The organism is Haloarcula amylolytica JCM 13557 (assembly GCF_000336615.1).
GTDB lineage: Archaea > Halobacteriota > Halobacteria > Halobacteriales > Haloarculaceae > Haloarcula > Haloarcula amylolytica.
In genome coordinates, this window is record NZ_AOLW01000017.1 from 1 (window position 1) to 18,316 (window position 18,316).

General features: G+C 63.6%; 16 protein-coding genes, 1 tRNA gene and 1 pseudogene. 10 read left to right on the forward strand and 8 right to left on the reverse strand.

Annotated elements, in window-relative coordinates; genetic code table 11:
• Positions 1-93: 93 nt before the first annotated feature.
• Both C442_RS20945 and C442_RS09525 read left to right on the forward strand, forming a co-directional pair.
• Positions 94-858: pseudogene (locus tag C442_RS20945) on the forward strand (RNA-guided endonuclease InsQ/TnpB family protein); the annotation flags it as partial.
• Positions 859-925: 67 nt separating this feature from the next.
• Positions 926-1,456: a multiprotein bridging factor aMBF1 gene (locus C442_RS09525; protein WP_008309902.1), complete on the forward strand. Its 531-nt coding sequence runs from the start codon at positions 926-928 to the stop codon at positions 1,454-1,456.
• A 1-nt stretch (position 1,457) separates the two neighbouring features.
• Here C442_RS09525 and C442_RS09530 read toward each other — a convergent pair whose 3' ends face one another.
• Positions 1,458-2,063 carry a response regulator gene (locus C442_RS09530; protein ID WP_049942921.1) on the reverse strand — a complete coding sequence of 202 codons (606 nt, stop codon included), beginning with the start codon at positions 2,061-2,063 and terminating at the stop codon, positions 1,458-1,460.
• Between the two features lie 98 nt (positions 2,064-2,161).
• Between C442_RS09530 and tpiA the strand changes: the two genes are divergently transcribed.
• Positions 2,162-2,809 (forward strand): triose-phosphate isomerase, encoded by a 648-nt coding sequence (gene tpiA, locus C442_RS09535; RefSeq protein WP_008309909.1) that lies wholly within the window; start codon positions 2,162-2,164, stop codon positions 2,807-2,809.
• Between the two features lie 27 nt (positions 2,810-2,836).
• Here tpiA and C442_RS09540 read toward each other — a convergent pair whose 3' ends face one another.
• Both C442_RS09540 and bluB read right to left on the reverse strand, forming a co-directional pair.
• Positions 2,837-4,660: a helicase HerA domain-containing protein gene (locus C442_RS09540; protein ID WP_008309911.1), complete on the reverse strand. Its 1,824-nt coding sequence runs from the start codon at positions 4,658-4,660 to the stop codon at positions 2,837-2,839.
• A gap of 167 nt (positions 4,661-4,827) precedes the next feature.
• Positions 4,828-5,499 (reverse strand): 5,6-dimethylbenzimidazole synthase, encoded by a 672-nt coding sequence (gene bluB / locus C442_RS09545; protein ID WP_008309913.1) that lies wholly within the window; start codon positions 5,497-5,499, stop codon positions 4,828-4,830.
• Positions 5,500-5,667: 168 nt separating this feature from the next.
• On the opposite strand from bluB, the gene C442_RS09550 reads away from it, so the two are divergent.
• Positions 5,668-6,015: a hypothetical protein gene (locus tag C442_RS09550; protein ID WP_008309914.1), complete on the forward strand. Its 348-nt coding sequence runs from the start codon at positions 5,668-5,670 to the stop codon at positions 6,013-6,015.
• Positions 6,016-6,102: 87 nt separating this feature from the next.
• Here the strand turns inward: C442_RS09550 and dinB are convergent, their stop codons facing one another.
• Positions 6,103-7,452: a DNA polymerase IV gene (dinB, locus tag C442_RS09555; RefSeq protein WP_008309916.1), complete on the reverse strand. Its 1,350-nt coding sequence runs from the start codon at positions 7,450-7,452 to the stop codon at positions 6,103-6,105.
• Between the two features lie 406 nt (positions 7,453-7,858).
• On the opposite strand from dinB, the gene C442_RS09560 reads away from it, so the two are divergent.
• Positions 7,859-8,173, forward strand: coding sequence for a hypothetical protein (locus C442_RS09560; RefSeq protein ID WP_008309918.1), 315 nt, complete (start codon positions 7,859-7,861; stop codon positions 8,171-8,173).
• Between the two features lie 310 nt (positions 8,174-8,483).
• Here C442_RS09560 and C442_RS09565 read toward each other — a convergent pair.
• From C442_RS09565 to C442_RS09575, 3 genes are all read right to left on the reverse strand, one after another.
• Positions 8,484-8,554, reverse strand: a tRNA-Gly gene (locus C442_RS09565).
• A 142-nt stretch (positions 8,555-8,696) separates the two neighbouring features.
• Positions 8,697-9,386, reverse strand: a complete 690-nt coding sequence (locus tag C442_RS09570; protein ID WP_008309919.1) for a class I SAM-dependent methyltransferase — start codon at positions 9,384-9,386, stop codon at positions 8,697-8,699.
• Positions 9,387-9,398: 12 nt separating this feature from the next.
• Positions 9,399-10,439 (reverse strand): tyrosine--tRNA ligase, encoded by a 1,041-nt coding sequence (locus C442_RS09575; protein ID WP_008309921.1) that lies wholly within the window; start codon positions 10,437-10,439, stop codon positions 9,399-9,401.
• Between the two features lie 104 nt (positions 10,440-10,543).
• On the opposite strand from C442_RS09575, the gene C442_RS09580 reads away from it, so the two are divergent.
• The 3 genes from C442_RS09580 (at position 10,544) to asd (ending at position 14,369) form a co-directional block, all read left to right on the forward strand.
• Positions 10,544-12,769 (forward strand): AAA domain-containing protein, encoded by a 2,226-nt coding sequence (locus C442_RS09580; protein WP_008309923.1) that lies wholly within the window; start codon positions 10,544-10,546, stop codon positions 12,767-12,769.
• Between the two features lie 58 nt (positions 12,770-12,827).
• Positions 12,828-13,262: a hypothetical protein gene (locus C442_RS09585; RefSeq protein ID WP_008309925.1), complete on the forward strand. Its 435-nt coding sequence runs from the start codon at positions 12,828-12,830 to the stop codon at positions 13,260-13,262.
• A gap of 69 nt (positions 13,263-13,331) precedes the next feature.
• Entirely contained in the window at positions 13,332-14,369 is a 1,038-nt protein-coding gene (asd, locus tag C442_RS09590; protein WP_008309926.1) for an aspartate-semialdehyde dehydrogenase, read from the forward strand.
• 30 nt (positions 14,370-14,399) lie between these two features.
• On the opposite strand, the gene C442_RS09595 is transcribed toward asd, so the two are convergent.
• Positions 14,400-15,353, reverse strand: coding sequence for a D-2-hydroxyacid dehydrogenase (locus C442_RS09595; RefSeq protein ID WP_008309927.1), 954 nt, complete (start codon positions 15,351-15,353; stop codon positions 14,400-14,402).
• A 215-nt stretch (positions 15,354-15,568) separates the two neighbouring features.
• On the opposite strand from C442_RS09595, the gene C442_RS09600 reads away from it, so the two are divergent.
• Positions 15,569-16,090 carry a response regulator gene (locus C442_RS09600; protein ID WP_008309928.1) on the forward strand — a complete coding sequence of 174 codons (522 nt, stop codon included), beginning with the start codon at positions 15,569-15,571 and terminating at the stop codon, positions 16,088-16,090.
• Positions 16,091-16,266: 176 nt separating this feature from the next.
• Positions 16,267-17,625, forward strand: a complete 1,359-nt coding sequence (locus C442_RS09605) for an NAD(P)/FAD-dependent oxidoreductase (RefSeq protein WP_008309929.1) — start codon at positions 16,267-16,269, stop codon at positions 17,623-17,625.
• The last annotated feature ends 691 nt before the right edge of the window (positions 17,626-18,316 follow it).

Here is an 18,316-nt window from a genome sequence, read left to right on the forward strand (position 1 = left end):
CGCGTACACGAAAGGAAGTCCGTGATCGGCATCATCCTTCTTTGTCAACGCCTACGTCACGCTACCACTTCAACGTGCAAAGCTGAGTAAAGGAAGAAAGAGACTACCGGTGAGTGGTTCGTTTCCTTTGGGTTGGAAATCGACGACGCTAACTTGCCCGAGAAGCCCGATGTGGACTCACTCAACCCGAGCAACAGCGTGGGTATTGACCTCGGCATCTTGAACTACATCCATACCAGCGACGGGAAGACCGTGGATTAGCTCGATCTCGAAGGCGAATACGAACGACTCCGACGTGCGCACCGCAAACTCTCGCGGAAAGAACATGGGTCGAACAACTACGAGAATCAGCGAGTCGAAGTGGCGAAGGCCAAACGCGACATCCACCGGAAAGTACTGGACTACCAGCACAAAATAACGACGTGGCTCGTCAAGGAGTACGATGCCGTGTTTGTGGAGGACTTGAACGTTCAGAGTATGCTTCGAGCGGATGGAAACGGTCGGAACAAGCAGGATGCGGCGTGGCGACAGTTTATCACTTTGCTTGAATACAAGGGCGATGTGTACGGTACGCACGTTGTGCAGGTCGAAGCAGCAGGGACGACAAAAGAATGTGCGGTGTGTGGTGTGGAGTCATCGAAGTCCATCTGGGTCCGGGAACACTCCTGTCCATCATGTGGGTTTGAGACAGATAGGGATGCGAATGCAGCGATGAACGTCTTGCAAAGGGGGTTTTCTGAACTAGGGCTGGGATGGCCCGAATCAACGCCTGTGGAGACTGTGACCGCTACGGACACCGCTGATCTTCAGCAAATGTCTGCAAGTCACGTCATCGAAACAGGAAGCCTGTCTACGTGAGAACAGGATTCCCAGCGCCAGCGTGCGCAGGGTAACATTCAAACCGCGCCCCGTCCAAGCCGTCGGTATGGTTCAGTGCGAGATGTGCGGGACGGAGGTTTCGTCTCCGAACCGCGTCAAAATCGAGGGAGCCGAACTCGACGTCTGTGACGAGTGTACCGACTTCGGCACGGAGGTCAAGACGGAGGAGACGTCGTCCACGTCGACGAAGTACTCGACGTCGTCCTCCTCGTCATCGTCGTCGAATTCGTCCTCCTCGTCGAGTTCCTCGGGTGGTGGCGGGTCCGGTGGCCGCCGTCGGGATATGTTCGACGAGATGGACGAGATCGCACAGGATTACCACGACCGGATCCGCAAGGGTCGGGAGTCCCAAGGACTCAGCCAGGAGGAACTCGCCAAGCAACTCAACGAGAAGGCGAGCCTGATTCGGAAGCTCGAACAGGGGAACTCCCTGCCCAGCGACGACGTCCAGAAGAAGCTCGAGAGCGCGCTCGACATCTCGCTGAGCGCCGGTGGCAGTGCCGACGAGACGGAGTGGTCCGGCGGCAGCAGCGACGGCGAGTACACGCTCGGCGATGTCGTGAAGCGGAAGGACTAGGTTACAGCTGGAGGTCGTCTTTCTCGACGTCGAGTTCATCCGCGAGCGACTCGACGTTCGACGAGATGCGCTCGATCTCGTCTTGGAGTTCCTGATACCGCGTGCTATCTTCCAGTTCCCGGTCGGTCTTCTCGACGCGGAGGACGTTGCGCTTGAGCTTTTTCGACGTGAGTGTCCGGAGTCTGTCGTTGTACTCCCGGATCTTGTACAGCCGATCGACGACCTCCAGAAGGTCGTCGCGAGTGACCGGCTTGACGAGGTAGTCGTCGACGCGCATCTCGATGATGTCGAAGTCGGGGTCGATAGCGGTGACCATCGCGACGCGGCATCGAAGGCCTTTCTCCTCTATCTGTGCGAGCACTTCGTTGCCGGAGACGACCGGCATCCGGCGGTCAAGCAGCACCACGTCGATGTCGGGCGACAGCAGTTCCAGTCCTTCCTCGCCGCTGTAGGCCGTCTGAACGTGATACTGGTCGGACAAATAATCGGTGTACAGATCGGCCAGATGTTGCTCGTCTTCAACTATCAGAACGGTCGGTGTGTCGTCATCCCCTGCTGTCACGGCTTGTCTCGTTTCTTGTCTCGGCCGAAGCGTAATAATTGTCATCCCCGAGCGGTGGATCGAGATGGAACGACGGCGCAGTAGTAGGCACGCCAAACGGCGGCTTCGCAACCTATTTCCCCACAGCAGCCGGTGCGTTTCGTATGTTCGTCCTTGTCAATCTGAAGGCGTACCCCTGTGATCCAGTGGAAGTAGCGACCGCCGCTGCGGACGTCAGCGACGATTCCGGCGTTCGCGTTGCCGTCGCGCCACAGGCCGCACAGATCGGCGCTGTGGCGGAGACCGGCGTCGAGACGTGGGCCCAGCACGTCAGCGCCGTCGAGCACGGCAGCCACACCGGCAGTACGCTCGCCGAGGCCGCTGCGGACGCCGGTGCCGTCGGCACGCTCCTGAACCACTCCGAGAACCGACTCAAACTGGCGGACATCGACGGGGCGCTCGACGCCGCCGACCGCGCGGACCTCGAAACGATCGTCTGTGCGAACAACCCCGCACAGATCGGTGCGGCCGCCGCGCTCGACCCCGACGGCGTCGCCGTCGAACCGCCGGAACTCATCGGCACCGGCACGCCTGTCAGTAAGGCCGATCCGGACATCGTGACCGGCGCAGTCGACGCCGCCGCCCGCGTCAACGGTGACGTGGACGTGCTCTGTGGCGCCGGCATCTCGACCGGCGAGGACCTCGTCTCGGCGAGCGACCTCGGCGCGAGCGGTGTTCTGCTGGCGAGTGGCGTCGCGAAGGCCGACGACCCGCGTGCGGCGCTCGAAGACCTCGTCGAACCGTTACTGTAAAATCGCCGCTATCGCGGTACTACCTTTTCAGTCGCCGTTTCCGTCCAGAAACGCAGATTCGAGTCGGGAGACAACCGACTCTACCTCATCCTCGTCGAGTCGACGGTCGCTCTCTTCTCGAACCAGCGCCGCGAGCCGGGAATCGTACTTCCCGCGGCCAACGTGTTCGACCAGTTCGCGGAGCCGGAGTTCCCTGTTTCGCGCGTAGGCCGCCGTCCGGTCGCCGGAGCCGCCGGCCGAGAAGTGGGCGTTCAGCGGCGTTCCGGGGCCTTGCTCGCGGTAGTACGCGAGCATTCGGCGGGTCTTTCGGTCTAACTCTTCGATGTCGGCTCGCAAGTCGCCGTAGACGGCAGGACCGTCGAAGTCGGACGGAGACTCGTCTTCAGCGGACCCAGTTGCCCCGTTCGACTCCTCGGCTTCGACGGCTTCGGCGATGGCTGCTCTCAGGTCCTCGTCGTCGGTGTCGGTCGTGTCTGTATCGGCCACCCCATTCACTGACACGGCCGCGGCACCGTTGTCTGCGCTGGCCCCGTTCGTCGCTGTGTCAGCGTTTGCGGCGTGGCCGTTCGTCTCCGCACCGTCACTGGCGCTGCCGCCGTTCATCGCGGCCCCGTCCTCGGCAAAGGCGCTGAACGCGTCGCCGAACCCGCCGCCGGACGTGGCGTCGGCAGTCTCGTCCGGCTCCGGGGACTGCTCGTCACGGGGGCCGTCGGCATCTGCCTCGCTATCTGAATCCGACGAGTCGGCGAACCGCTCGCGCTGGCGGCGCATTTTCTCCTGTTCCGTCCGGCCGGGGTTGTAGTCCTCGGCCTGGTCCAGCATCGCTTCGGTGAACTGCTCGGCCATCCGCGAGAGGTCGCGTGCGTCCTGCAGTTCCGCCTCCAGTTCGGCGATGCGGGAGTTCTTCTTGTCCAGTTCCTCGCGGAGTTCCTTGATGCGGTTCTCCGTCTCCTGCTGTTCCTCGCTGATGGTCTCCAGTTCGGAGACGAGGTCGTCACTGACGGACTTGAGTTCCGGGCGCTCGAAGTCGTCGAGGCCGGGCGTCGCGCCGGCGTCGAACGTCTGCTTGCGGTGGAACTGGACCCGGCTGACCTGCTCGGCCCAGTCGTTCATCATGAACGCCTCCCCGTCGTCCAGGTCCTCGACGGCGTCCGCGTACTGGTTGTCGAGGATGCGCCCGACCACTTTCGTGTCGTTGTTCCAGGTCAGCCGATGCCAGACCAGCCAGTCGCACTGGGTGATGTAGTCCTTCTTCACGTCGGCCGGGCGCTGGCTGATGCCGACGATACCGAGCCCGTGTTTCCGGCCGCGCTTTCCGATCTTGATGAGCATCTTCCCGACCTCGCCCATCGACCCCTTCTCGGGCATCCACTCGTGACACTCCTCGACGAGCATCAGGAACGGCTGTTTCTGCTTTTTCGCCTTGGCGAACAGTTGCTTGGCGACCTCGGTCAGCAGCGTCTCTGCCTCCTCTTCGTCAAGGAACGACGAGATATCCAGAATGATCGGGACGTTCTGTTCCAGCGCCAGCGAGGCGATCTTGCCGGCGTGGTCTTCGGTGACTTGGATGTCACACTCCTCGTCGCCGCCGACGTGGAGGATCTCGTACTCCTCTTTCAGACCGTAGTACTCGCCATCGATGTCGACGATAAGCAGGCCGAACCCGTTGTCCAGCAGTTTCTCGGCGATGACACTCGCCGTGTTCGACTTCCCGGACCCGCTCTTGCCGGTGATGAACCCCCGGCCGGTCAGCAGTTCCACCACCGGGAGATTGACGGTCTCGCCCGGCTCCCCGGTCCCACCCGGCCCCGCGCTCGTCGTCGCGACAGTTATCTGTTCGGTCTCTGCCATGCGTTTCTGTCACGAATGAGACGCGCAGGCCCCATAACTCTCCGTCAGACGCCCATCAGCTATGGAACAGGTCTGGACGCAAGGCAAACAGTTCGAAGCCAGTCCGAGGTTTCGTTCGCTCGGGCTTCAAATTCTCGTGTGCTATCGGGCTTCGGTTACCGACGCCGCTATGACTTCGTTTCGGGCGTCCGACTGGGGTCCCACTCGTCGTAATGGACCAGTTCCGTTCTGTCGATGCGACTACGCCAGCCTTCCCGTTGCAGTACCGGTTCAGCAGGGAAGCCGTCTTCCGGGTAGCCGACACAGAGGTAGGCCACAGGCTGAACGTGGTGTGGAATGTTCAACACCGCACGGAGTTCGTGGGGATACAGAAACGAGACCCAGCCGACACCGATGCCCTCGGCACGGGCAGCGAGCCAGAGGTTCTGTACGGCGAGACACGTCGAATAGACGTCCATTCGCTGCATCGTATTCCGGCCGAGGACGTGTGGCGCATCGCGAGTGGGGTCACAGGTAACACAGATATTCACCGGGGCATCGGTTATCCCCTCCAGTTTCAACTGGCCGAAATCCGATTTGCGCGGCTCCTCGTAGCCTTCGCGTGCGGCGGCTATCGCCCGTTCGGCAATCGCGGCGACCGCTGACTTCGTCTGTTCGTCCTCGATCACGACGAAATCCCACGGTTGCGAGAACCCGACGCTGGGCGCGTTGTGTGCGGCATCAAGGATACGTGTCAGAACGTCATCGGGAACGGAGTCCGCGGAAAATCGTCTGATATCCCGTCGCGAGTAGATGGACTTGTAGACCGCCTCGCGGTCGCGTGGTCCGAACTCAACCATATCTTCCCTGACAAACGACAGTTGTAAACCGGTTGTGCTGACCGGCGGTGTCCCGGGTACGGCGAGATGCGAACGCGAAACAGACTGTGAGCGGTGCCAGTCAGCCCGAGACGGGGTAACGGCTATTGTGGTGGGAGACCTTGACACACTCGTTCGGTGGGGCTGTCCATGGACAGATACGAGACGTTCGTCGAGGACGGAACCGTGTACGTCGGGAGTGACGACGGCCCGCTGGAAGTGGCTCCGCTCGACGACATCGTCACGGCCGCCGGCGGGCCGGCCTGGACGATCACCTACTCCGAGGCCGAGAAGGAGCGGTACGCCGGGATGGATACCAGCGACGAGGGGCTGGTGGTCGACGTAGTCGATATGTTACACGCGATGACCCACAGCCAGCGGTTCGTCGACACGCTGGCCGCGCATCCGACAGCGGTCCCAGCAGACGACACTATCTCACCGCGAGCCGGTCTGTTCGTCGGAAAACTCCTGGAGAATCTGGAACACGGTGTCGCCTGAGAGCCCTTATACTGCCGGCTGTAAGCCTGTGAAGAATTTCGTCACCTCGGGGTGGCGATTATCTTGAAATAGTTACAGCCGACAGTATTAGAAATCCGCGAGCGTGGTCTGGCCGGGCGGGAGTGAAATGTGAGTGTCAGCGGGGTCTCCATCTTCATCTATCGCATCTCCGGCAACCTCGCTGTCACCGAACGTTCCGAGACCGACCTGTCCTTCCTCGTCCTGTTCTTTAGCCGTCTCCGAGCTGTTGTCGGCGACGGAGCTATCGGTCGTCTCCTCGGTTCCAGCGTCGCCGCTGAACCCGTCCAGATTGGCCTGCTCGCCGGCCGAGAAATCAAGGTTCGAGACGCGGACACCGACCTTCCGCACCGGGTCGTCGTCGAACTCACCGAGCAGGTCCAGCGCGACGCGCCTGACAAGGTCGGGCTCCTCGACCGGGCCGGGGAGCGACCGGGCGCGCGTGTTCACGTCGAACGGCGGCGTCACGACCTTGATGCCGATGGTCTGGTAGCGCGCGCCCTTTCGCTGTGCGCGGTCGGCGACAGCGTCGGCGAGGGTGCGAACCTGTCGACACTTGGCCTCCATCTCGGCCGTCGCGTCGGTGAACGCGGACTCCCGCGAGAGGCTCTTGGGGTCGCCTTTCGGAGTCACCGACCGCTCGTCCTCGCCGCGGGCGTAGCGTCGTATCTCGCGGCCGCGCTCGCCGAAGCGGTCGGCCAGCAGTTCCGGGTCGGCGGCTGCGAGGTCTCCCGCCGTCTGGATGTCGAGCGAATCGAGTTCTCTGGCGGTGACCGGGCCGACGCCGTGGACGTCCTCGACGGGGAGGTCATCAAAGAACTCCCGGACAGCCCCGGGCTCGACGACGACTAGACCGTCTGGCTTGTCCCGGTCGCTGGCCACCTTCGCGGCGCTCATCGTCGGCGCGACGCCGACGCTCGCCGCCACGCCCACCTCCGATTCGATGGTGTCTTTCAGGTCTTGTGCCCACGACTCGACGGTCTCCCAGGAGACCTGTTCGGTCACATCCAGATACGCCTCGTCGATGCTCACCTCGCGGACGACGTCCGCTTCTGCATGGAGGATGTCCCGGACATCCGCGGCGACGGACTCGTAGAAGTCCATCTCGACCGGGCGGTAGAACCCAGCATCCTCGACATCGAGAGCCGGGTCCTCGACGGCGTCGACCTTCCGTGGGAGCCGCTCCAGCGCCTCAGAAATCGCCATCGCCGATTCGACGCCGTACGCCCGCGCCTCGTAGCTCGCTGTCGCGACGGCCCCGTGGGTCGCGCCGTTCTCGTAGCCCATCCCCACGACGAGCGGCTCGCCTCTGAGTGCCGGCTCCCGCCGCTGTTCGCAGGCGGCGTAGAAACAGTCCATGTCGACGTGCGCGACTATCTGCTCGGGTCCGCTGGTCCCGGGGAGCCGCGCGGCGTCCATACCCGACGCTACGCGTACTGGCAGAAAATCCCTCCGGCCCTCGCCGGCCCTATCAGGTCAACGTATGGACTGGTACATCGAAACCACCTCGAAAATCGGGAGCAGGGAAAGGGGTGGGGGTGTGGGTGGGGGTGGGGGTGAGGTGTCAGCTGCTCCGTCTGCCGTTAGTTCCAAAGCGATACGTGGCCGGTGGAGTGGCCAGTCTCCACCGGCGATGATCGTCCGCCGATGCCAATCCCGGATGGTACGACGGTCGTTCCCGCCGGGAGCGTAGGAAGCTCCATGTTAACAAAAGTCATGATAATACTTCAATGTTGGCCGAAGTTATGTCCGACTCACACTTTGAGGTTCCCCGGTCGCGCCCCGCTCGAAACGCTTTCAATCCTCTCCCCACGACTGCGACGTAATGACCGAACTGACGGACTCGCTGCCGGACAGACCGCTCTCGACGAGCGAGATCTCGGCCCTCGAAGCCCAGCACGACGACTACGGCTTCGCGCCAGTCGGGTTCTTCCCCGACCTCGACGTGGTAGCCGCGTTCGTCGTTATCATCGACGGCGACCGCGGCTACAGCCTCGGCTACGACCGCGACGGCGACGGCTGGGTCGTCGTCGAGTCCTTCGAGGATGGGGAAGACTTCGCCGGCGTCACCGACCGCCTCCAGGAGTGGATGGGCGACGACTGGGCGGAGTTTGAGGAGGCTGCCGTCGAACCGGAGTGACGGCGTCTGGGAGCTACGAAGATGGCTGCGAGACGTCGACGAAGTTCAAAACGCCTGATAACGCCTCGGCTGATCGTTTTTGCTGACACAGAATGCGGCGGCCGGGATTTGAACTCGACTGCAAATCCTCGCTGTCGCTCGGATTTCCGTAGTTCAAATCCCTCTGTACAGCATTTGCTGTTCGCGGTTGTACTCACAGCAAAATGCGGCGACCGGGATTTGAACCCGATGGCGAGACTCGTTGCACTCGTCTCGCGTGATTCAAATCCCTCCGTACAGCATCCGCTCGTCACGTCCGTTCCTCGCAGGATGCGGCGACCGGGATTTGAACCCGGGCCATGAGCTTGGAAGGCTCAGGTCCTACCACTAGACCACCGCCGCTCATCGCTTCGCGTCTTCACGGCGTGCCTCGCGATTCCGTCGGAACCGCTCACCACTGCCGCACGCTCACTCGTGCGGACACAGACCAGATGGACTGTGTTTCGCCCGAGTGCGAACGTACACGTCCATAGATGGAAGGCAATTAAGTGCGTTTCCCTTCTGGCTCGACAACCCCGTAACAGTTGCCGCTTGACAGCTCCATCGAGACGAGTCGGAGGTCGCTGTCGGCGACATCGCGCTCGAACTCGGCCGGCGCGTAGATGTGGTAGAACCGCGGGACCGTCTCCCCGCCGGGGAGCGTCCAGTCGACAGTCGTGTCGAAGCCTTCGTCCGCGTCAGGGTCGGCGTCGAAGCTGTCGTGGGCCGTACTCCACGCGCTGACGAGCGCCCGAGCGCCCGGCGCGAGCACGCGGGCCAGTTCGCTCAGACTGGCGCGGCGGGCGGATTGCGACGGCAGGTGGTGCAGTGTTGCGACGTACACCGCGAGGTCGACGGCCCCGGCAGCGAGCGGGAGTCGGGTCGCGTCGCCCTGCAGCAGCGCCACGCTATCGCCGACGCGGTCGGTCGCCGCCTGCAGGAGCGCGCGGCTGGCGTCGAGTCCGACGACGCGATCAGCGACCCCAGCGAGCAGTTCCGCGTGGCGGCCGTTGCCACAGCCGACGTCGAGCGCCGTCCCAACACTGCCGGACCCGTCGACGAACGATTCGACCTCCGGCCAGGCGTACTCCCGGGTCTTCGAGAAGTGGTCGCCGATGTCCTCGTACGTCCGGCGGACGGCGGCCCGCGAGCGCGCCGGGTCGTCGCTGTCGGCGCTCGGGTCAGAGGGTGGCATCGGACGACCGCGTCACTCCGCGCCGTACTTTTCCGGGTAGGCCTCGGCGAGGAGTTCGTCCTCGTCGGCCAGTCGCTCCCGAACCGGGTCGATAACGTCCGATATCGCGCCCGCGGCGGACGGCTTCAGGTCGGCGGGGTGGAGTTCGCCGCTGAGGAAGTCCGCTTCGACCTCGTCGTAGCTCTCGTAGGTGAGGTCGCCGCCGTACTCCTCCGGGCGCTCGACGACGAAGGACTCGCCGCGGACGTCCAGAACCGGGAAGACGAGATGATTGAGGTATTCCAGCACGCCGTTCTCCTCGACCTCGCCGGCCGGGCAGTACGCCTGCCCGATTTTCTCGTCGACCTCGGCCGGGCTGTCGGTGAGGTTCACCTTGGACGCTTCGTCGGAGGCGCTCATCTTGCCGCCGGAAAGGCCCGACAACAGCGGGGCAAACAGGCAAATCGGCGACTCGCCGCCGTGGTTCGGGAGGATTTCGCGGGAGAGCATGTAGATGCCGCGCTGGTCGACGCCGCCGTAGGCGATGTCGGCGTCGAGTGCCTTCACGTCGAGCGTCTGCATCAGCGGGTAGATGAGCCCGCCGAGGTTCGGGCTGTCGGACTCGCGGACGACCTCGCTGGCGGCGCGCTGGGTCCGCGAAATGGTCGTCTCGGCAGCCATCCGGTACATCTCGAGCGTGTAGTCCTCGTCGAGCTGGAAGTCGGTCCCGCGGACGAAGGTCACGTCTTCGGGGTCCGCGCCGGCTGCTTCAATCATACCCTCGATGGCCGTCTCGTAGTAGGCCGAGCGGGCATCAAGCAGGTCGAACGGCGATTTGTTGTCGTCGAGGTGGGCGTGCAAGTCAGCGATGAGGACTGTCACGTCGACGCCGGCCCGCAGGAAGTCCGCGAGCTTCCGCATCGTCGTGAAGTGACCGATGTGCATCTCGCCGGTCGGCGCGTAGCCGATGTACGCCGACGGGTCGCTCTCCTCGAACAGCGTTCGCAGTTCGTCTTCGGTGACGACCTCTGTGGTGTGTTTCGTCACCAGATCGAGTCGCTCGGCGGTATCCATACCGATGTGTGGCCGGTCCGGCGATTAAAACGTTCCTGTCCGGTGTGACGGGCTGTCGGGGTGGGCCGTACTGTTTTACGACAGCGGGGCACAATCGGGGGTAGATGTCGCTCCTGTTCGACCACGTCATCGGGTCCTTCGACCTCGACGACGCCACGCTGTGTGTCCCCGATGACGACGCCCTCGACGACCGCGGCGATGTCATCCCCGCACGGCCCGTCGCCGAGTTCGCGAGCCACCACGACGGACTCGCCCACCCCGAGGAGGACTGGGTGTGCATCCCGCTGCACGAACCGGGTTCGGCGCGGCTCACCGGCGAGTTCGTCGCCTTCATCGACCACTCCCTTCACGGCGGAATATTCGTTTTCGAGCGCGACGGCGAACGTGACTTCGTCGACGCGGACGACTTCGGGGCCACGGGACTCGCCGACCGGATCCGCTTCTGGCACTCCGACTACGTCCCGGAGACGTACCCGCCCTCCTACGACTCACCGATAGACGACAGCGAACCGCCGCGGAATCCAATCCCGTCGGCGGAGCTGATTGACGGGTTGCGTACACACGTCGAACGCGAACGCGAAGCGACTCGCCAGCACAACCGAGAACGGGCCGAGCGGCGCTCGCCGGGCGAGGTGTACGAGGCCGGTGGCGACGCGGTTCCCGAACTCCACGTACGAGGGAGGGACGACGGAACCTACCGGTTCCGCGTCGATCCGCCCGCCGACGTCGCCGCCGAATGGAGCGGCGACTGGGCCTTCGTCGTGGAATCCGTCTTCGGCATCCACCAGGGGAACGAGGTGCTGGTCCACGACGTGGACGGGTCCCGAGCGACCGGCCCGTTCCCGGTCGCGGCGACGGTCGAGCGTATCCGCGGGCGGTCGGTCTGGCTCGCGGTGAACTGGGCCGAGGTCGACGGGGCGACGACACTGGAAAGCGCGCTCACCGACGGTGACGCCACCTACGGACTCACAGCATTGCTCAACCCCGTTCCGTTCGACCGCGAACGGGAGGCGGTCGAGGCCTTGTCTGACCACCGCTTCCGGGACGTGCTCGCCGGCGACCGGCCGATAACCTTCTCGAACGGGGCGGCCGCCCGGAGCGACCAGTTCGACGGGGAACTGAATCAGGAGCAGCAACTGGCCGTCGAGCACGCGCTGCTGGCCGACGACCTGTTCTGTATCCACGGCCCGCCGGGAACCGGGAAAACTCGGACGCTGGTCGAAATCGTCCGGCGGGCCGCACAGGCCGGTGAAGACGTGCTGGTATGTGCGGACTCGAACCAGGCCGTCGACAATCTCGTGGCAGGGTCCTCGACGGATGACACGGTGGACCCGCAGTCGCTGCACGCGTACGGCCAGCACGGCGACGGCGACTACACCCTCGACCGCGTGAACGCGGGCCAGTCGTCGAACGGCGTCGTCCGGCGGGCCTACGGCGACGTACCCGGACGGGCCGACGTGGTGGCGGTGACGAACAACAGCGCCGCCACGCTCGCCCGGGAATTCGACCTGGTCGTGCTCGACGAGGCGACGCAGTCGACCTGCGCGGCGTCGTGTATCCCGCTGGTCCGGGCCGACCGCGCCGTGCTCGCCGGCGACCACCGACAGCTCCCGCCCTACAGCGCGAGCGACGAACCGCCGGCGTCGAGCTACGGCCACTCGCTGTTCGAGCATCTCTACTCCGACGGCGGCGTCTACGACGGCGTCGGCCTCCAGCTCCAGACCCAATACCGGATGCACCGGGACATCGCGTACTTCCCGAACCGGCGGTTCTACGACCGGACACTGCGGAACGGCCGGGCCATCGACCCGCTTGCGGACCGGCCGGCAATCGAGGGGTACAATGTCGGCGGCCGGGTCGAAACGGTCGGTCACTCCAAATCGAATCCCACCGAAGCCAGACTGGTCGCACATCTCGTTCAGGACCTGCTGTCGGACGTGCCCGCCGAGGAGATTGGCGTCATCACACCGTACAGCGCACAAGTGTCTCGCATTCGTGAAACACTCACGGAGCGTACTGACGATGCGGACAGCGTCACCGTCGACACTATCGACTCGTTTCAGGGCGGTGAACGAACGGCCATCGTCCTCTCGCTCGTCCGGAGCAACGCAGCCGGGAACGTCGGGTTCCTCGGGCGACCGGTCGACGGCCCCCGACGGTTGAACGTCGCGCTCACGCGGGCGAAGCGCTACTGCGCGGTCGTCGCCGACTGGCACACGCTCCGCTACGACGCCGACGGGAAGTGTACGGACCTCTACAGCGACTTCTACCAGTTTGTCTCGAACACTGACCGCCTGAACGACGTGGACCCCGAGTTCATTCCGGTATAGCCGGCCAGTTACCGCCCTCCTGCGATGGGTCCAAATACGTCCGACCCAACTGTCTCACATGTACACGGGGAAAACAGAGAAGGCCTGCTGTCTGTGCGGGAATCCCGACACGAAGACCCGTCTGGACCTGCCTCCGCGGGCGGTCCCACTGCTCAAGCACGCCGACCCCATCGCCTGGCAGGACATCGTCGGCGAGGTGTCAATCTACTTCTGTGACTCCGACTGGGAGACGGTGCGGGACCTCGTGTTAGAGACCGGGATGAGTCCGCTGTCCCGGTGTAACGCCGCCCGCGCCTCCTTCGACCTCCGGGAGGACTTCGAAGCGCTGCTGAACGACATCCGGGACGAGCCGGACCACACGGAGATCGAAGCGGAGATGCGCGCCGAAGCCGAGGAGACGCTGGCGAACCGCGACGACCCTTACGTCGAGGAGCGGGACCTTGTCGAGGCCCGCGTCATCGAATGGGTCTTCGAGGACACCGAGGTCGAGTAATCCTACGAAGGCAGCGGTACCGCTTTCGTATCCAAACTGTTTTGACCACCCACAGCCGTGTGTCAAGCGATGACTGTACGCGTAGGTGTGCTCGGTGCGACTGGCGCAGTCGGGCAGCGACTTATCCAACTGCTCGACCCCCACCCCGAGTTCGAAATCGCAGCACTGACGGCCAGCGACGCAAGCGTTGGCGAGACATACAAGGACGCTGCCAAGTGGCGTGTCGACTCCCCGATTCCCGAGGACGTGGCTGGGTTAGAAGTCCGCGCCACCGACCCGGATTCGGTACCCGACGACGTCGATCTCATCTTCTCCTCGCTCCCGTCGAGCGTCGGCGCGGAGGTCGAACCGGAGTTCTGCGAGGCCGGCTACACCGTCTCCTCGAACTCCTCGAACGGCCGGATGGACGAGGACGTGCCGCTCATCATCCCAGAGGTCAACGCCGACCACGTCGACCTCCTCGAAGTCCAGCGCGACGAACGTGGCTGGGACGGCGCGCTCCTGAAGAACCCGAACTGCTCGACCATCACGATGGTGCCGCCGCTGGCCACCCTCGACCGAGAGTTCGACCTGACCGATGTACGTGTCTCGACGCTTCAGGCCGTCTCCGGCGCGGGCTACTCCGGCGTCTCGTCGATGGAGATCATCGACAACGCCATCCCGCACATCGGCGGCGAGGAGCAGAAGATGGAGACCGAATCCCGAAAACTGCTCGGTTCGTTCGACGGCGCGGAAGTCCATCTCAACGAGATGGACGTGGCAGCCTCCTGTAACCGCATCCCGACGCTCGACGGCCACCTCGAAAACGTTTGGGCCGACACCACGGAGGACATCTCCACGGCTGATGCCGAGGCCGCGATGGAGTCGGCTACCGGTATCGACCTGCCGTCCTCGCCGGAGAAACTCATCACGGTGTTCGAGGAACCCGACCGCCCACAGCCGCGACTGGACCGCAACGTCGAGGACGGCATGGGCGTCGCAGTCGGTGGGTTCCGCGAGACGACCGACGGCGTCCAGTTCAACTGCCTCGCGCACAACACGATGCGGGGTGCCGCGGGCGCGAGCGTGCTGAACGGCGAACTGCTGAACAAGCGCGGCTACCTGTAAGGGCTATCGCGTTCGATTCAGCGATAGCACTTACAGCGCAATCTGGTTCCTGAGCCCGTCCCACTCGCCGGTTCGCTCGGCCCGCTGGACGTTCTCGGCGACGATATCTGCCAGTCGCTCGTAGTAGCTCGGCGTGTGACCGGCGTTGTGTGGCGTAATGAGGACGTTCTCGAAGTCCCACAGCGGGTGGTCGCCGGGCAGCGGTTCGGGATCGGTCACGTCCAGCGCCGCGCCGTCGATGTGGTTGCGCTGGAGCGCACTGACCAGCGCATCGGTATCGACAACTGGGCCGCGGGCGACGTTGGTGAGCACCGCGCTGGGAGGCATCGTCTCGAACACCTCGGTATCGATGAGATGACGTGTCGCGTCGGTGAGCGGGCAGGCGAGACCGACGTACTCCGTGTCGGCGACGGCCTCGTGGATGTCGTCGAAGCCGTACACCTCGTCGGTCGGACCGCCCTTCTCCGGCGAGTAGCGAACGCCGACAGTTTCCACGTCGAATCCCTGGACGCGGTCGACGATGGCTTCACCGATCTCGCCGAGTCCGACGATGCAGACGCGGCTCCCAGCGAAGTCGTCGGTGTGGAAGGACTGCCAGACGTGGTCGCGCTGGTGGCGGCGGGCGGTGAAAAAGCCCCGGGCGAAGGCGAGCCACGAGCCGACGACGTTCTCGGCGACGTTCGGCCCGTGGACGCCGGAGGCCGTCGTGAGCGCAATGTCGCGGTCGGCCAGTTCCGAGAGCGGAAGGTGGTCGTATCCAGCGTATGTCCCTGCAAACAACCGCAGCGAGTCGGCAGTGTCGACCAGTTCCGGTGAGACATCGTTGCCGGTCAGGACCGTCGCGTCCGCGATCAAGTCCCGCTCGGCCTCGGGCGTCTCCGCGACGGCGATGTCCCACTCCGGCAGTCGCTCCCGGAGCGCTGCCGCGTACTGGTCGACCGGCATTCCGTGAACGGCGTATCGGGTCACGACGATGTCGGCCATTGAACCCCTCCTGTGGCGTGCGGAACCATACCGGCTGTCCACGCGGGGGCCTCAAAACGGTGCCGGCAGTCTGTTGACCGCGCTCCGGAGATATTGTTAGTATTACTGTATTTAGAGAACGGAGGAATTACCAGTCTAGATTAGTAAAATTTGTACTAATAGTATACCGATATCTTAGCATATTTGTAGGATGACCAACGTAGAACTTCGAAGGAATGGGGAGACCGACGAGCGTTGCGGTAATTGATGACGATACGGACTATAGACAGCTCTACAAACTTTGGCTTCCGGAGGAATACGAGGTTATAGAGGCCGGTAACGGCCGTACGGGGTTACAGCGGATTGACGACTCAATCGATGCGGTACTGCTGGACCGGCAGATGCCGGAACTAGACGGCGAAACCGTCGCCGCAAGACTCAGACAGCGGCCAGTTACCCCTGCGGTCGTGATGATAAGCAGCGTCAAGCCGGACGTGGATATTCTGGACATTCCCGTCGATTCGTATCTCAGAAAGCCCGCCGACCGGGATACCCTGTTGTCGGTACTCTCGGCAGTTCAGCGTCGGTGCGAATACGAGACGCAACGCCGGGAGCTCCTGGGACTTGCCGACCGACGAGCCACAGTCGCTGACGCAGTACGGGCGACGGCACTCGCGGAGAGCGAAGCGTACAAGCGGGCCGTCGAGCGGCTGGAACAACACGACGTGTCGCTTGCCGACACAGTGACCGAACCATAGCCTAATGTGGCCCAGTTGGGACGGATTGCTGTAGATTAGTTTCGGCTAGCTCCGGCCCCGGGGTCGGAACATCCCGGTAAATCGCTCTAAGACCCGTATCAGTCACAGGAGGGCATCAGACCGCGGATTCGATGCAAGACAATAGGTTTTAGCGGGCGCGGGACGCCGTAGCGGGTATGGAACACGTAGACGTCGCCATTGTGGGTGGTGGCCCGGCCGGGTCGTCGGCGGCCGAGGCTGCAGCCGACCACGGGGCCGACGCCGTCCTCCTCGAAAAGGGGGTCCCCAGAGCCGACCGCGAGGGGGCGGGGCCGGACTCGACGGACGCCGCCGGGCTGCTCGATTACTGGTTCGACATCATGGGTATTCCGCGGTCGGAGTTCCCCGAAGACGTGGTGCTGAGTGAACTCGACGGGGCGAAGTTCTACGGCCCCTCGACGGAGATGACGCTCACGGAGACCGGTATCAGTTCCAGCGCCGACGGCTTCGGCATCACGTTCCACCGGGCGCGGTTCGACGACTGGCTCCGCGAACGGGCAACGGAAGCGGGCGCGGACTACCGCGTCGGCGTCAGCGTCACCGGCGTCGAGACCGACCTGGGGAGTTCGCCGCGACACACCGTTCGGCTGGCCAACGGTGAAGACATCGCCGCTGAGTACGTGATTCTCGCGGATGGCCCACAGCGGACCGTCACTGGCGGGACGCTCGACCAGTTCCTCCCGGCCGGACAGACGATGGCCGACATCATGCCGTCGAACAAGGCCAACCACATCGCCTATCAGGAGCACCGACGGATGCCCGAGGAACTGTTCACGCCGGAGTTCATCGAGTTCTGGTGGGGCATGATGCCCGGCCACACTGCGTATCCATGGATTTTCCCGAACGACAACTCCGTCGCGCGCATCGGTCTGACGATGCCCATCGGGCTGGATATCGATGCCTACGACCGCAGCGAGTGGGACCTACTCAGAGAAAGCGACGACAGCATCCCACAGGGCCGGCAGTACATCGAGCGACTGCTCGAACGGGAGTTCCAGGCGTACGACCTCGAGGACTTCCCGCTCGTCGAGGACCGTGGGAAATCGAAGGGGACGGAGACGTACCCTATCTCCTCGACTCGCCCGATAGAGTCCCCGGTGGGTGCCGGCATCGCTGTGGCCGGCGGGGCAATGGGGACCACCTCGGCGTTCCACGAGGGCGGCGACCACGTCGCCGTTCGCACCGGGAAAATCGCCGGCCGCCTCGCCGCGAACGACCGCCTCGAACGGTACAACGACGCCTGGCACGACGCCATCGGCGACGAAATCCTCCGGAACGTCACCTTCGCGGACATGGTTCGGGACTGGCGGCCCACCGACTGGGACCGGGCCTTTACCACTGCCAATGACCTGATGGACGCTCGCGGAATCAAGGCCGACGCGGCGCTCCGTGGCGGCCTCAACGGCATCAAGATGGTGTTCTCCTACAAGCGGAAGAAGTTCTCCTACCGCAACGGCAAGTACGTCCAACTGCGCGAGGACGACTACGCCGTCTGAACGTCACCCTTAGGTGTGCGACCGGCGAACTACGAGTGCGTGCCTTCAATCCCCGACTGAGACCCGTTACCGGGACGATGACGACCCGGAGAACCCGGGCACGCGACATGACCGCGGTTCATACCGCACTTGGTCGTCTATCGACGACCCGCCAGACGGTTGCACCGTCTGGGCGTTCGGTGATTACGCCGTAATCACCCGCGCTCGCGGCTACCGCCGCTTGCGCATCTGGTCGCCTTCCGGCGACCCGCCCGGCACGAGGGTTTGCCGGCTGACGTGGCACACCGCCGAGGATGATGCCGGACGTTAGTGTTCCGGGCGTACATTTCGAGTCTACTAGTGGCAACATTTGGCATAATACGGACGGACACACAGTGGCTCTGGTGTGTCATTGAGATGAATTCCTCCGTGATGACACCCTGTTAGCCGGGTCTCCGGGAATCGTTGATAATGGTAGTTCCAACAGTGGGACTGTCGAGTTGACCCACGTCTTTCAGGTTTTCACAGTCTCGATACTGCCGCTGAGTGGTCACTATTGCCCGAGATTTGAAGATTCACTCAGGGTTGCGTTGTATGTTTCCGCAGCCGATATCTGTATGATAAACTCAGCTTTGCACGTTAGCTTCAGCAGTTGAGTGAACAAAGAGATGATCGATCTCTTCCATGAGGTCATCAACGCCTCGGTCATCGT

Coding starts and splice junctions, on each gene's coding strand:
- C442_RS09570 (WP_008309919.1), bottom strand. CDS start 9,386: ATGCCACCCTCTGACCCGAGCGCCGACAGCGACGACCCGGCGCGCTCG.
- C442_RS09575 (WP_008309921.1), bottom strand. CDS start 10,439: ATGGATACCGCCGAGCGACTCGATCTGGTGACGAAACACACCACAGAG.
- C442_RS09580 (WP_008309923.1), top strand. CDS start 10,544: ATGTCGCTCCTGTTCGACCACGTCATCGGGTCCTTCGACCTCGACGAC.
- C442_RS09560 (WP_008309918.1), top strand. CDS start 7,859: ATGACCGAACTGACGGACTCGCTGCCGGACAGACCGCTCTCGACGAGC.
- C442_RS09525 (WP_008309902.1), top strand. CDS start 926: ATGGTTCAGTGCGAGATGTGCGGGACGGAGGTTTCGTCTCCGAACCGC.
- C442_RS09600 (WP_008309928.1), top strand. CDS start 15,569: ATGGGGAGACCGACGAGCGTTGCGGTAATTGATGACGATACGGACTAT.
- C442_RS09595 (WP_008309927.1), bottom strand. CDS start 15,353: ATGGCCGACATCGTCGTGACCCGATACGCCGTTCACGGAATGCCGGTC.
- bluB (WP_008309913.1), bottom strand. CDS start 5,499: ATGGTTGAGTTCGGACCACGCGACCGCGAGGCGGTCTACAAGTCCATC.
- C442_RS09540 (WP_008309911.1), bottom strand. CDS start 4,660: ATGGCAGAGACCGAACAGATAACTGTCGCGACGACGAGCGCGGGGCCG.
- tpiA (WP_008309909.1), top strand. CDS start 2,162: ATGTTCGTCCTTGTCAATCTGAAGGCGTACCCCTGTGATCCAGTGGAA.
- C442_RS09530 (WP_049942921.1), bottom strand. CDS start 2,063: ATGACAATTATTACGCTTCGGCCGAGACAAGAAACGAGACAAGCCGTG.
- dinB (WP_008309916.1), bottom strand. CDS start 7,452: ATGGACGCCGCGCGGCTCCCCGGGACCAGCGGACCCGAGCAGATAGTC.
- C442_RS09550 (WP_008309914.1), top strand. CDS start 5,668: ATGGACAGATACGAGACGTTCGTCGAGGACGGAACCGTGTACGTCGGG.
- C442_RS09585 (WP_008309925.1), top strand. CDS start 12,828: ATGTACACGGGGAAAACAGAGAAGGCCTGCTGTCTGTGCGGGAATCCC.
- asd (WP_008309926.1), top strand. CDS start 13,332: ATGACTGTACGCGTAGGTGTGCTCGGTGCGACTGGCGCAGTCGGGCAG.
- C442_RS09605 (WP_008309929.1), top strand. CDS start 16,267: ATGGAACACGTAGACGTCGCCATTGTGGGTGGTGGCCCGGCCGGGTCG.